This window comes from Pseudomonas sp. NFACC13-1, assembly GCF_900104425.1.
Lineage (GTDB): Bacteria > Pseudomonadota > Gammaproteobacteria > Pseudomonadales > Pseudomonadaceae > Aquipseudomonas > Aquipseudomonas fluorescens_AA.
In genome coordinates this window covers 162,837-177,636 of sequence record NZ_FMXV01000008.1, presented here as the reverse complement: position 1 = coordinate 177,636, position 14,800 = coordinate 162,837, and the positions used below count along the sequence as shown (strand labels likewise).

The following is a 14,800-nucleotide window of genomic DNA, read 5'->3' as shown; positions in this document are numbered from 1 at the left end:
ATAGAATGCGCCACACCAAGACGCGGGAATAGCTCAGTTGGTAGAGCACGACCTTGCCAAGGTCGGGGTCGCGAGTTCGAGTCTCGTTTCCCGCTCCAATTATTTTTCTACAGGCTTATATTGAAGTCTGCAGAAACTGAAAAAAGAGGCTTCGGCCTCTTTTTTCGTTCCAGTAAGTTCTACTCGAAAGCACTACCATCTACGTTTTTTTAGTACTCTCGTTTAGTACAGATCACTTTTTCGTGGAGCTCGCCTCTCTGGAAACCGTACAAATCTCCTCTATTCAAACGAGACGGAGATTGTACGATGGCTCTCACCGATACCGCGGTCCGACACGCCAAACCTCGTGCCAAGGACTACACCCTCCCTGACTACAACGGCCTCGCTCTTTTCGTGAATACGAAAGGCGCCAAGTGCTGGCACTTCCGCTTTTCCTGGGCGGATAAGCAACCCCGTATTTCTCTCGGTACCTGTCCTGAAATTAGCTTACGAGGTGCTCGCGCTCTGCGCGATGTTGCTCGGGCGCTGGTCGCCAGGGGCATCGATCCGCGTGTCCATCGGCAGTTGGAGCGTAATGCCAGGCGACTGGCCACGGAAAACGCCTAAGAAGCAGTTGTACAGCATTGAAACTGGGTCTCAATACTCCGGTCGGAGCCCGAACCTCCGGCTTCAATTTGTGGAGCGGGCTATTCTCCATCCCATAGAGATAGCTTCGCTTCTGGGCGTAAGTATGTGAGGTGATAACTGCGAAGGCTCGTTGCAAGCTCATCGTGTGGCCAATACGACAGGGCGTGCCAGCGGTGGGGGCCCTACGCTCTCAGCTTTCCTAGACTCGCACAGGTGCCGAGTCCATTGGAAAAGCCGGTCATGAATATTTCCGGCAGGAAATCGGTCTGCGCTACGGTCCTGCTCCTGCAGACCTAAAAGTGGTCGAAACGGCTATGCGTTCATGTCAGGCTAGGTGCTCTACACCAAGTTCAGGCTCGCCTATGTATCAAATCACGCATAGTTTCTTCGCCGCTTCCCGCAGCGTCTCCTCGCGTTTAGCGAAGCACAGGCGTACCAGGCGTTGGCCCGGGATCGGCGTCTGGTAGAACACTGAGATCGGGATGGTCGCCACGCCATGTTCGCGGGTCATCCACAGAGCCATGTCGACATCATTGAGGTCGGGGCGGATCTGCGAGTAATCCACTAGCTGGAAATATGTGCCCGCCACCGGGGTGAAACTGAAACGCGACGGTGCCAGCAAGTCGCAGAACAGGTCCCGCTTCGCCTGGTAAAAGCCCGGCAACTGTTCAATATGCTCCGGACAAGTCGCCATGAAGTCTGCCAGCCCCCACTGCAATGGCGTGACGCCGCAGAAGCTGACAAACTGGTGAACCTTGCGCAGTTCTGCGCTCAAGGCCGGTGGAGCGATCACGTAACCGGTCTTCCAGCCGGTGGCGTGGTAGGTCTTGCCAAACGAACTGACCACAAATGCCTTCGAGTAGAGCGCTTTGTTGGCCAATACGCTGGCATGTCCGCCCCCATCGAAGACCAGGTGTTCATACACTTCATCACTGATCAGGTAGATATCGCGACCTTCGATCAGCTGTGCCAGCTGCTCGAGCTCGGCGGCGCTGATCAGTGCTCCACTGGGGTTGTGCGGGCTGTTAAGGATGATCATCCGCGTGCGCGGGCTGAGCGCGTCGGTGAGTTTCTGCCAGTCAATGGAAAAATCGCGGGCGTCGAGCTGCACATGCACGCAGCGTCCGCCGGCCAACTCCACTGAAGGTTCGTAACAATCGAAGCAGGGGTCAAAGACGATCACCTCATCACCGGCACGTACCACGGCGTGCACCGCGCAGAATACTGCCTCGGTAGCACCTGGGGTAATAGTCACTTCGGTATCGGCATTGACTGTGGCGCCGTAATAACGCAGCACTTTGTCCGCCACCCTCTCGCGCAGGACCTGCAGGCCGGTCATGGGCGCGTACTGGTTGTGGCCGGCGTTGATATGATGCACTACCGAATCACGCAGGCCTTGGGGGCTGTCGTAGTCGGGAAAGCCTTGGGACAGGTTGATCGCCCCCGTCTCGGTGGCAAGCTGGGACATGGTGGTAAAGATGGTCGTGCTGACATTCGGCAGCTTGCTGGTGATCATCGAGTCTATCCTTGACAACTGGGGAGCTCAGCAGAATAGCCCGATGACCCATCGGAAAACCAGTGCACAGAGCCTGACACGACATAACCGCCGGTTGGCGCAGCGGCCACGGTGAGATGAAAACCGTTATCAGTGCTTGTCGCGGCGGCACCGTGATGAACTGGATGTCGACGAAGAATAGCCGCCGCTCTAGCTCGGTCTTCACGTAGTCGAGCTCGCTCGGCTGCATGCTCACCGGCATGTTCAACGCAGTGGCGATGGAACGGCCCCACCCAAGGATCTACCGGTCACTGATATGGGACTGAACAACTGAATTGCGGATCGCTGCTTTCCATGAGTGCTTGATTACCTGTGGAGGCAGTTCTTGTCTCTCTCTGCGACTTACCCAAGGAAGGCCGTTTAAATGGAAACCATTTTTAGCCTTGATAAGCGGGTGATTTTTTGCTTGGAGGGCACCCACATGCACGAATGGTATTTGCGTATAAGCATATATTTTTTTCGAATAGGCTTGTTCTTGACGCTTTCCTAACGGATGAATCATATTCGCTGCCGTTAGAACCTCAATGGATTGATGGTAATGGGCTACCGGGCCACCGGGCTTATGCCTGGACGCAGGAGGCACTATGTCCATCAGATTAACGTTCAACGATGGCGTCGCCCAGATTGAAATGGGGCTAGACGTTCAGCGCAATACCATGACCCGCGACTTTTTGAACGAGCTGAGGGGCTGTCTAGAGGCGGTGTCCCTCCGTTCCGAGATCAAGTTGATCGTCTTGAAAAGTACTACACCTGACTTCTGCTCTGGTATGGATTTCGAAGAGTTCACGAAGGAAGCGGCGCAGGGCGGCGATTTTACCGGTTTCCCGGAAGACTACATGGCTCTGCTGGTCAGATTAAGCACTCTCGATAAAGTTGTTGTATCAATTCTAGAAGGGCCGGTGATTGCTGGCGGCGTGGGGATTGTCGCTGCCAGCGATATGGTGATTGCTAAACAGCATGTGACCTTCTCGCTCCCGGAAACACTGTGGGGTTTGATACCTTCCAACGTCATGCCGGTATTAATCCGCCGCGTCGGTTTTCAACCCGCACTAAGAATGACGTTATTAGGCCTTTCTCTTTCGGCGGCGGATGCGTTGAAGGTGAACCTCGTCGATGTGGTCAGCGAGTTCCCAGAAAAAGAACTGCGTTTGCTGGTGAAGCGAATAAGTCGGCTTCATCCGGACACTATTGGCGAAACAAAGCGCTACCTTCGCGACATGTGGTTTTCCGACGTAACTTATGAGCAACTAGCAGTCGCCAGCCTTAAAAAGTTATTGGCGAGCGATCGCGTTCAGGGAAATATTGAAGCCTTTACTTCAAAAAACTTATTTCCCTGGGAAAAGCAGGTTTAGTCACAATTCGGAGGCGCTGTCTGCGCCCCCATTCATATATCTAATGAAATGAAGGGATTCATAACATGAGTCAGGCTTCTGCGGCTGCGCCTGTGGGAACGGTTTACGATCAACTTCGTAATAAGGCTGATGTGGCTGGTGATCATCTTGCCTTTGTCAATTTACGAGACGGCACTCAAGAAGACATTCCGGTTACCTATTTCCAACTGCATCAACGATGCTGCCGATTAGCCGCCGCACTGGGCCGAAGGAATGTTAATCAGGAACGGGTGTTGATCCTGCTTCCGCAAGGGGTCGATTTTGTCGTGGGGTTCCTCGGCACAATTACTTCGGGCGCAATCGCCGTACCTGCTCATACTCCCAGACGCAACAAGCGCAGTTGGGCTACTTTCGAGGCGATCGTGGCGGATAGCGAACCAACCCTGATTCTGACCAATACCCAGACACGCGACAATCTGCTGGCGTCTGCGGGTGAAAATCCCATCGTTGAACAACTGAACTTTGCTTGTCTCGAGGAACTCGAGTTCGAACCGTTTGATACTCGGTGGCAGCCGCCTGCCCTGGTCGCGTCGGATGTTGCATTTTTGCAGTACACATCGGGCTCAACAAAAAACCCGAAAGGCGTCATGGTCAGCCACCAGAACTTGCTCCATAACGCGCACTTGACTGCGACGCACATGGGGCACGACGAGAACACGGTAATTGTGAGCTGGTTACCGTTGTTCCACGATCTGGGTTTGATTGGTATCGCGATTCAAACGGTGTACGTCGGTGCAACGTGTTACATGATGTCTCCCGCGGCCTTTAGCGGCAAACCTGTCTTATGGTTGCAAGCCATTAGCCGATATCGCGCCTGTACCACGATGTCTTCTGACTTTGGCTATCGACTGTGCACCAAGTTGATCCGCGACGAGCAACTGGTCGATATCGATCTGTCCTGCTGGAAGAATGCACTCAACGCGGCAGAGCCAATCCATGCGTCCACGCTGCATGACTTTACTCAACGCTTCGCCCCCCTGGGCTTTTCGGCGCAGACATTTTTCCCGGCCTATGGGATGGCCGAAGCCACACTGCTCTGCACCACCTCGCGTGTGGGGGAGCTTCCTGTCACCGCACATGTTGATCGAGCGACGTGCGATCAGGGGCGGTTGGTAGTCAGGGGAATTGATCCGTCGAGCAGTATTGAGCTGGTCAGTTCCGGGCGTCCAGCCAGTGATATGGATATCAAGATTGTGAATCCCGACACGCTCGAACGCTGCGCGGACGGCGTGATGGGCGAAATATGGGTCGCAGGAGCAAGCATCGCTCGCGGGTATTGGCGCAACGCCGAAGAAACCGCCAAGACATTCCATGTTCCGTTGGCCGGAGTAGCGGATTATCGGTATTTGCGCACGGGGGATATTGGTGCGTTGTTAGGCGATGAACTCTTCGTCACCGGGCGCCTGAAGGATCTGATCATCATCCGTGGCCGCAATGTTTACCCTCAGGATGTCGAATTGACCGTTCGTAATTCCCACGCCGCGTTCGCCGTGGTCAACGGCGTCGCTTTTTCGATCGAGCAGGGCGGTGAAGAGCGACTGGTGATCGTCCAGGAAGTGGATCGGGTGTTCAGAAAATCCATTGATGTCGACGAATTGAAGGCTATCGTGCGTGAGGCGATCTGGGCTGACCACGATATCCAGGTGGCTGACATTGTCTTCATCAATCGTGCATCACTGCCCAAGACCACCAGTGGCAAGGTGCAGCGCAAGGGTACTAGACAAGCTTATCTCGACGGATCGCTTGTCAGTATTGAAATAGCCGCTAAAGAATCGCCAGTGGCGGCGGAGCGTGACCGTGAAGCTCCAGTGGTCGGCCCATCTGTCGCAGAGCAGCGCGCGACCCTGGCTTCAGAGCATGTTGCATGGGTGCGTGACTATGCATCCCAACGGTTGAACATTCAGTTGATCGATGGTCGCCGGATGTTGCCTCCGTACGTGGCGATGGACCTCGCCGAGCGCGGGTTGATGGGCACGCTGGTACCCAAGGCTTATGGCGGTCAGGATCTGGGTTACGTCGCCACGCTCAGGGTCATCGAGCAGATGGCGGCGATTGATCTCACGTTTGCGCACTATGTGTTGGTGCACAGCTTTCTGGGAACATTACCGGTTCTGCTGGGCGGCGATGCAACCTTGAAGGACGAGGTCTTACCTCAGCTTGCATCTGGACGTCGGCTGGCCGCTTTTGCTTTGACCGAGCCGGGGGCTGGGTCTAACCCTCTGGCCGTTTCCACCACTGCGAGTGTCACGGCGCATGGGGTCAACCTGAGCGGCGAAAAGTGTTACAGCGGGCATGCGTCGTGGGCTGCGTTTATCAGCGTATTTGCCGCAGAAGTCGACGAGCGTGGGAAGCATCTGGGCATCAGCGGTTTTCTTGTACGCCAGGGGGCGACCGGTCTGAGGATGGGCAAGGAAGCGATGACCATGGGGATGCGTGGCATGGTGCAAAGCAGCTTCTCCCTGGTCGATACCCCGGTTGCCAACAGTTGGCGCCTGGGCGCGCCAGGCGAAGGGATGAAGGTGGCGCAACCTTCGATGACCGCCACCCGGCTGCCAATTGCTGTGGCGGCGCTGGGTGCGATGAAGCGTTGCGTGCAGTTGATGCATCGCTACTCATCAAGCCGGCAGGTGGCGTCCGGGCGGTTGCTGGATAACCCGACTACGGTGCTGGCGATCAAGGAAATCGTGTTCCAGATCGCCGAGGTCAAGGCGCTGGTGTATGGCATTGCAGAAAGGAAAGACGCAGGGACCCACGTGCCCATCGAAGTCCTGCATATCGCCAAGATCGTCGCGCCGGAATATCTCGGCAGGGCTGTGGATCGCCTGGTGCAAGTGCTGGGGGGGCGTGGCTACACGGAAAACAATATTGCTTCTCAGATGATGCGCGATGCGCGGGTCATGAGGATATTCGAAGGCCCAACGGAAACGCTTTTGGCGCATCTGGGGGCGAAACTGGCACACGACAGTGAAGAGTTCGATCACTTTCTCAGGCATACGCTGAGTCAGCCCGCGTTGGCCGATCTCTTGAAAGGTGCAATCGAGCAGGCTACCCGGCTTGAGTCGATGGCGCCTTTCGAGCGGGTTCAGGACCAGAAGAAATGGAGCCACAACCGCATCGCCGAAGTGGCGTGCCGAGTAGGACTTCACGCCTTTCTATTGTCCAGCACCGCGCTTCTGCACGACCCGCAGCGTGCCCAGATCGTCACCTGGTCCGAACTGCTGCTGGATGAGGCGCTGCTCAAACTGACACGGGTGACGCCGCTGGAGCAGCAAGGTTTCGCTGTTGCGGATATCGAATCCTCTCTGGGCTCGTACCTGGCCGATATCGGCGATGTCGAAATGAGCCTCCCCGGAGAGGAGTGGGAGCTGGATCCGTTGCTGCGTCGCAACCCGGCACCCGCGGTTACGCCGGTGTCGAGTAAACCCGCAGTCGTGAATACCGTGGTGGAACCGGTAGCTGACCTGAACCTGTTGCCATGGCTGCTGGCAAAAATTGCCGAGCTGGCGGAGCTGCCTGTGGATGCGGTGAGCGCCAGGGAAAGTTTCGGGGCGTTGGGCGTTGATTCGGTCATCGCCGCGCAGTTAGCAGCGGCGATTACGGATTATGCCGGCCTGGAAGTTGACCCACCGATATTTTGGCATTTCCCGACGCCGGAAAAACTGATTGCTCACCTGGCTGGGGCAATGGCTGCCTCCAAGGGGGCACCGGTGCAACAGGCTGTCGCGTCGGAGAAAACGACGCCATCCGCCGCTTCGTCGCTGCTCGCTCGGCTGCGGGCTGAGCTCATCTGATGTTTGAATTTTCCTTCGATTTCCAACCATTGTTGAGTATGCCGGATGAGTGAATCATACGTTTCGACCGCTTCCCCTCACGCGCCGCAGAATCAGTTGCCTGATGACCTCCAGGCACCCATAGCGATCATCGGGATCAATGCTCGCGTGCCCGGTGCCAATGACCTCGACAACCATTGGGAAAACCTGCTGCACGGCCGTCAACTGTTGACAGAAGTCCCGCCGTCTCGGTGGGACTGGTCGGCGATTTACGGTGATCCGGAAACGAGCGAGAAAACCCGCGCAAATCGCGCAGGGTTCATTGAAGATGTCGACAAGTTTGACGCGCGTTTTTTCGGGATCTCGCCCCGCGAAGCCAAGTTGATGGACCCCCAGCAACGCTTGTCGCTGGAGTCGGCGTGGCTATGCATCGAAGACGCTGGCTACGCCCCCGCGGACCTGGCAGGTTCGGAGACTGGTGTGTTCATTGGCGTCAGCAAATCTGATTACGAAGAGCTGCTGTATCGACAGGGTATTGCCGTTGAAGCAGGCACCAGCACGGGGGTTGCTTCATCGATTATTCCCAATCGGATCTCCTATGTGCTTGGGCTCAATGGCCCCAGCTTCCCGATTGATACGGCCTGTTCAGGATCACTGATTGCGCTGCATACAGCCTGTCAGGCGTTACGCGCAAACGACTGCACCATGGCATTGGCTGCCGGTGTCCACGTCATGCTGACCCCGACGTTGACGATCTCATTTGACAAGGCCGGCATGCTGAGCCCCGAGTCGCGTAGCAAGGCATTCGATGCCTCGGCCGATGGATATGCCCGGGGTGAGGGGGTTGTAACCTTGCTCCTCAAGCCCCTGGCACAGGCACAGCTTGATGGCGACCAAATCTACGGGGTCGTCCGCGGATCGGGCGCCGCGCATGGTGGCCAGACCAACAGCCTGACGGCACCGAACGCGTCCGTGCAGAAAAAACTGCTCAAGCGTGTCTGGCGCAGGGCGGGCATTGATCCTCGGACCATTACCTATATCGAAGCTCACGGCACAGGAACCCGGCTGGGCGACCCGATCGAGTTCAGTGCGATTCGCGAGGCCTTCAATGAAGCGTGCGAGGACTTTGCGCCCGCATCGTGGCAACCCAGCTGCGCCATCGGTTCGGTCAAGACCAACATCGGGCATTTGGAGGCGGCCGCCGGTCTTGCCGGTGTGCTCTCCGTGCTGTTGGGGTTTCGCCATGGGATTATTCCTGGCAACCCTAATCTGCGCGACGTTAACGAATACTGTCGCACCCAGGACACGCCGTTTTATTTCCCTGATAGCGCGCGACCCTGGCTGCGGTTGAACCAAGGTGTGGACTCACCGATCCCGCGCCGGGCGGGCGTCAGCTCTTTCGGATTTGGTGGAGCTTACGCGCATGTGTTGCTGGAGGAGGCTGCGCCAGCGGCGCTGCGCGCGCCTGTCGAAGTGCTGCCAGTGCTGCCGTTGTCGGCAAAGGATCCCGCCGCCTTACAGGCGCAAGCGCACGCGGCGCTGCAGCTCATCAATGCCGAGCTTAAATGTCGCACGCTGAGTGAAAATATTGCGCAGACATTGCATGAACTGATGAACAATATCGCCGGTGATTCCCAGTCGCTGGACCATCGAGCCCGCTTCCTTCATGCGGTGCAAGCCGCGTTCAAGGTGAAAGTCCCCGATACAGTCAGCGTCTCTCCCGATATCCTGGAAGCCTGTGGTGCCTGGCTTGCTGTCTATGATTGGTCTGCCGCTTCTTCGCGGCGCTGGGGGTCGATCCTGAGCACCTACCAGGTTGGTCGAAATGAATTGCCACTGCGCATCGCGGTCATCGCCGCTGATTGGCAGGGTCTTGCCGACGGCCTGCATGCCATCGTCGCGGGCCGGGAGCATGCGAACGTTGTCGGCCCGCACGGCAAAGGTCAGTCTGCTCAAGGGCCGGATGACCAGGAACTTCTTTCTCTGGCTGGCAAGTTCGCAGAGCGCTGGGTGGGCGGTGAGGTCAGTTTCAAAACTCTTTATGCCGATTCCGAGGCGCCGCACGCCTCGCTTCCGGGCTACCCGTTCTTGCGCACTCGCCACTGGTACGACACGCCCGCGTCGGTGGACTCGCCAAGCAAAGCCTTGGCAACCGATAACGTCCCGGTACCGACTGCATCCGTCGATATACAGGTACCCAAATCAGCACCCGCACAGCTCTCGGCCAAGGAACCCGTTGCTGAAAATGTGGCGCAAGACGTCGTGCGAATGACACGGCCTGCGCAGGGCGTGGTGCAGTTGGAATTGGCGGAGGTTGATCAGGCGAACATGTTTACCTCGGCGCTGACGGGCTCATTGGCAAAACATTTCGCAGAACTCGAAAATGATCACAGCGTGCGTGCCGTCATTGTCACGGGGTCCCCGCGGGTATTCAGTATGGGCGGCACTCCCGACTGGTTGAGCGGTATTGCCCGAGGCGAACGCTCTTTTACGGACGAGCCGTTCCTGTACAAAGGTTTCCTGACATCCCGCGTTCCGGTCATCAGCGCCTTGCAGGGGCACGCATTCGGTGGCGGCCTGTTACTGGGGCTGTATGCTGATGTACCGATCCTGTCACGCGAAGCGCTGTACGCGGCGAACTTCATGGAGTACGGCTTCACCCCTGGAATGGGCACGACACTGGTCCTGGGCGAAAAGCTGGGGCGCGCACTGGCCACAGAAATGATGTTCAGCGCCCAGAGTTATGCGGGAGCTGAATTGGCTGTGCGCGGTGCCGGGGTGTTGATTGTGCCATCCGTCGAGGTGCTACCGCGTGCACTTGAGATCGCCAAGCGAATTGCCGCGATGCCAGCCACGTCGGTCAGTGAGTTGAAAAAGGAGCTGGCCGGAGCACTATTGGAGAAGCTTGAGCCTTGTATCGCTCGTGAGGATGCCATGCATCGCCGGGTGATGGCTTCGCCGGAGATCTTGCATCGGGTTGAGGAAAGGTTTCTTGATAGCGCCGCTGCTGCCGCTGCTGCCGCTGCTGCCGCTGCTCCCGCTGCTCCTGCTGCCGCTGCTGCCGCTGCTCCCGCTGCCGCTGCTGCCGCTGCTCCCGCTGCTGCCGCTGCTCCCGCTGCTCCCGTAACTCCCGTGAGTCTCGTGGTACCTCGTCAGATTCCGCTGACACCCGTGAGTGCTGTCGTACAGCCTGCTGCGTTGCCCTCGGCACCAGCCAAAATCCAGTTGCGTACCCTGCACAGTCCTGCTAGCGAACAAAGCTCGGGTGCCGGGCAGAACCGAGTTTCCCACCTCTCGATGGTCATGCAGTTACTCGCCGGTGTGTTGCAGTTGCATAGCGATGAATACACCCCGCAAACACCGCTTCGCGATCTGGGACTCGACTCCATCAACAGCATCGAATTTGCCCGGGCTCTGGAAGGACAGCTTGGCGAGGGGATTGACCGGGATCGGTTGCGACACCTGGACTGCGCCCAGGCAATCGCCAATTGGCTGGATGGTCAGAGCCAGCCGCACACCGCTGTTGCTCAAGTCGAGCGCCCGGTGTCGCCGGTTGCGCCGAGCATACCGATGGTCACGCCCGCATCTTCTTTCCATGCGGTATTAGAGGTTGTCGAGGAGGTGTTGGGCAAGATCCTGCATCTGGCGCCCGAGGATTATGACGCCAACACGCCATTTCGCGACTTGGGTCTGGATTCGATCAACGCGATCGAACTGGTGCGTGCGCTCGATTCTCGTTTCGTGTCACTCGCCGGCCATTACAACAGCAGTGCATTGCAGGCGTTGGGCACGGCGCAGGCGTTGGCCGTTGACCTGGCTGAACGTCTGAAGACGTCAGGTAACTCTGACGGGGCCAAAGGGGTTGCCTTGAAGGATATCAATGAGCTTCTGGATGGCGTTCTTGGCGGAACGATGAGCGTCGACACTGCGCTTAGTCACCTCGCCTGAGCCCTAATCATCATGAACAAGGACAGTACGATATGGAGCTTGAACGCAACGTTCTAGACCAGTTGGTGCAGGGCAAGATCAGTAAGGCTCAAGCCAGCCAGCAATTGCGCTGGGCACGCCGGCATGCTCAGGCATCTGCCTCGCTGGCGCCGGTTGCGATCATCGGCCTAGCCGGGCGATTCCCGGCTGCAGCATCGATGGATGAACTCTGGCGTCTGCTGACGGATGGCAAAAGCGCCATCTCTCCAGTGCCTGAAGATCGCTGGGATATGGCCCAGTACCACGATCCCGATCGCAGCAAGCCGGGCAAGACCCCGTCCCGGTTTGGCGGCTTTCTCGACGGTTTCGATCACTTCGATCCGTTTCTATTCAAAATCGCGCCGCGCGATGCCGCCGCCATGGATCCGCAGGATCGCATCATCCTGCAGGTCGCCTGGGAGCTGTTCGAGGATGCGGGCTACAGTGTGGGACAACTCAAGTCGTTCCGTGAAGCCGGAGGACGGGTCGGTACTTTTGTCGGGGCGTGTTTCCAGCAGTACGGTTTGTTTACCGAAGCGGGCCAGTCGAAGGCGGACGCGCTAGTTTCTTCGTTCGGTGGCATGGTCGGCAGGTTGTCCCAGGCTTTTGACCTCAACGGTCCGAGCATTGCCATTGATTCTGCCTGTTCTTCGGCAATGATGGCGATGAACCAGGCCCTTGTGGCGCTGGATCGGGGCGATTGCCAGATGGCACTGGCAGGCGGCGTCAATCTGACCGAACATCCCTTGAAAATGGTTGGTCTCAAACACTTGCTGGGAACCAGAGACTTTTCCAGCCCCTTCGCCGAGGGGGACGGTTACCTCACGAGCGAAGGGGCGGGTCTGGTATTGCTCAAGCCCCTGGCAGCGGCACTTGAGGATGGCGACAACATTCACGGCGTGATTATCGGCAGCGCCGTCGGGCACAGCGGGCAAGGAGGTGGCTATCGGATCCCCAGCGCCCTGGAGCAGCGCGAAATATGTGCACGGGCACTGAGCGTGGCGCGTGCGACGCCCGGTGATATCGATTATGTCGAATCCGCTGCGATGGGCCTTCCCGCTGCTGACGTTGCCGAGATCGACGCCTTGACGGCGCTGTTTCCGGCAGACCAGCAGCGAAAGGTCATGCTAGGTTCGGTAAAGTCCAACCTGGGCCATGCCGAAGCGGCCTCGACGATGGCGCAAATGGCAAAAGTGCTCCTGCAATTCAAGCACTCGACGCTGGTACCGACGCTTAATTGCCGGCCGCTGCACCCCTCCATCGAAGCGTCGTTGGCCACCAGCGCATTACAGCTGTCGGAAGTTGCCCGCGGTTGGGACGGGCAACTGGCGCTATTGCATTCGGTGGGCGCAATGGGCGCCTCCGGGGCACTCGTGGTGCAAGCCTTTAGTCTGCCAGCAGACGCGGTGGATGACGAGGAGGGGTTGGTGTTCGTTCCGTTGTCAGCGTCCAGGCCCGAACTGTTGGCAGCCACTGCGAGCAGGCTGGCCGACTACCTCGAACGGCATCCACAGCTGCGGCTCACCGACGTTGCGTACACCCTTCAGTCAGGTCGTACCGACCTCAAGAGCCGGCATGTCCTCGCGGTGCGCTCGATCCCTGAACTCATCAACCGCCTGCGTGATCTGCGTGCCGATGAGGCGACGGCGTGCGTGGAGGAAGGGGTGCAACAGTGGCTGGGCGGTGCGAGTATCGACTGGAGCCGGTACAATCAGCCGGGCAACCGCAAGCGGATCTCGCTGCCGGGGATTGTCCAGGACGCGCGGCGGCTCTGGGTTCAGCAGCCTGACGCGGACGAGACTGTTCGCACACCCACTGGCGCAGTGCAACGGCCGGCTGCAGAGTCTCGCGACAGCGCACCCGCGACAGACCTGCCGGTGGTCGTGATTGGTGCCGGCCCGGCGGGTATCGCCACGGCGAAATCGTTGTTGGAGGAAGGACTGCGTCCGATCGTGCTTGAGCGCAGCAAGGTCATTGGCGGCATCTGGACGTATCGCGAGGATTACCACGGAGGCCCTTATAAATCGACCCAGACTCAAAACTCCAAGCATACGTTCTTCTACTCCGACTTCCCCCCGCTGGATACCGACCCGCTATTCTGCAATGTGGATTCGGTTCAGGCCTACTTTCAACGCTACATCGAGCATTTCAATCTTGCCTCGTTGATCCAGCTCGAAAGCCAGGTGCTGCAAGTCACAGCCGAAGGCGCGAACTGGCGCGTCACGTACTATCAGGCGAACAAGGGCGTGCAGCAGATCCTCGCCAGGGGCGTGGCCTGTTGCACCGGCGAGTTCTGGGAGCCGCAAGTCAGCCAGATACCGGGGCGTGAGCGATTTCGCGGATTGCAAATAACGTCCAGCGCCTACCACAGCGGCGCTTTGTTTACTGACAAGACGGTGTGCGTGATTGGCTCCGGGGTGAGCGGTGCCGACATCGCGGCAGATGCGGTGGAGAACGCAAGCAAGGTTCACTGGTCGGTCAGGAACCCTGCCTGGTTCCTGCCGCGCATGACCGGTTTCGTCCCTAACGATTGCAGCCAGTCTTACGTCGCCAGGGCGCATAACCGCGAGCGCAGCCCGGCACTTTTTGCCGAGCAGTTGCGTCAGGCGTTGCCCGATTACATGAAGCTCTATGAGCAAAGTGGTCTGCTGCCCACCGAGGTCGACACAACACGCATTCATATCAATGACCGGATCGTGGGGTATGCCGCCCAGCAACGCGTCGAGGTTTGCCCTGGCGCTGTAGCCATTGATGAAAACGGGGTGATTTTTGCCGACGGCAGCCGTCGTGATGTTGACGTGATTGTCTATGCCACCGGATTCGTCGCGCCGCGTTACGAGTATCTGCGCCCGCTGGCGCTGAACGATTTCTCGCGACGCCTGTTTTATCGAGACAACCCTTCGCTGTTCATTTGCAACCACCTGCCTGGCGCGTCCGGGTTTGGCGCTGCACTGCCGTACTTTGAATTAATGGCGCGCTGGTATGCCGGTGCGTTGAGCGGTCGCTATGCGCTGGGTGAGGGTGCCCTGGAAGGTACCCCGTGGGGGGCAGATGGCACCCCCGGGGTGTTCGATACCTGGACCGAGTCACTGGAAGTTGCCCAGGCCATCGGGGTATTGCCGGATCCGCAGACAGAGTGGGCGGCGTACTGGCAGTTCATCAACATGCCGCCGATTCCTGTTTTATTTCGCCTGCAGGGACCGCATGCCTGGGCCGAGGCGAGTGCCTACGCGGCCAAGGCGAAGCGCGGCTTTTTCGTCCGGCAAGATGAGCTTCAGGTACAGAAGGTGAAGAACGCGGTGCTGGCCGGCTTGGGTGAGAGTGCCCTAGCCAGCATGGTCGAGCGCCATGAGATCGGCGCCGAGGAACAGGCTGCGGCTCTGGCATATCGAGGGCGTCGGATGACGCCATGGTTGGCGTGGCAGGAGCCACAGAATCAGCGGTTGGTTAAGGCTGCTCAAACGTCGCGTTGACAGGGATTGAAACGGAGA

6 protein-coding genes and 1 tRNA gene are annotated in these 14,800 nt (G+C 58.3%); 6 read left to right on the top strand and 1 reads right to left on the bottom strand.

Going from position 1 to position 14,800, the window contains the following annotated elements:
• Positions 1-22 precede the first annotated feature (22 nt).
• Together BLQ55_RS13305 and BLQ55_RS13300 are read left to right on the top strand one after the other, a co-directional pair.
• Positions 23-98 (top strand) — tRNA-Gly (locus BLQ55_RS13305).
• A 208-nt stretch (positions 99-306) separates the two neighbouring features.
• Complete coding sequence (locus BLQ55_RS13300; protein WP_092254310.1) at positions 307-606, top strand: Arm DNA-binding domain-containing protein; 300 nt, start codon at positions 307-309, stop codon at positions 604-606.
• A gap of 388 nt (positions 607-994) precedes the next feature.
• Here BLQ55_RS13300 and BLQ55_RS13295 read toward each other — a convergent pair whose 3' ends face one another.
• A complete protein-coding gene (locus BLQ55_RS13295; protein WP_092254308.1) occupies positions 995-2,143 on the bottom strand; it encodes a pyridoxal phosphate-dependent aminotransferase in 1,149 nt (382 codons plus the stop codon).
• Between the two features lie 623 nt (positions 2,144-2,766).
• Between BLQ55_RS13295 and BLQ55_RS13290 the strand changes: the two genes are divergently transcribed.
• The 4 genes from BLQ55_RS13290 to BLQ55_RS13275 all read left to right on the top strand — a co-directional run bounded on the left by BLQ55_RS13290 (position 2,767) and on the right by BLQ55_RS13275 (position 14,782).
• Complete coding sequence (locus tag BLQ55_RS13290; RefSeq protein ID WP_092254306.1) at positions 2,767-3,534, top strand: enoyl-CoA hydratase-related protein; 768 nt, start codon at positions 2,767-2,769, stop codon at positions 3,532-3,534.
• A 65-nt stretch (positions 3,535-3,599) separates the two neighbouring features.
• A complete protein-coding gene (locus BLQ55_RS13285; protein WP_092254304.1) occupies positions 3,600-7,364 on the top strand; it encodes an AMP-binding protein in 3,765 nt (1,254 codons plus the stop codon).
• Positions 7,365-7,409: 45 nt separating this feature from the next.
• Positions 7,410-11,291 carry a beta-ketoacyl synthase N-terminal-like domain-containing protein gene (locus BLQ55_RS13280; RefSeq protein WP_092254302.1) on the top strand — a complete coding sequence of 1,294 codons (3,882 nt, stop codon included), beginning with the start codon at positions 7,410-7,412 and terminating at the stop codon, positions 11,289-11,291.
• 32 nt (positions 11,292-11,323) lie between these two features.
• On the top strand, positions 11,324-14,782 hold the full coding sequence (locus tag BLQ55_RS13275; RefSeq protein ID WP_092254300.1) for a beta-ketoacyl synthase N-terminal-like domain-containing protein: 3,459 nt from the start codon (positions 11,324-11,326) through the stop codon (positions 14,780-14,782).
• Positions 14,783-14,800 lie beyond the last annotated feature (18 nt).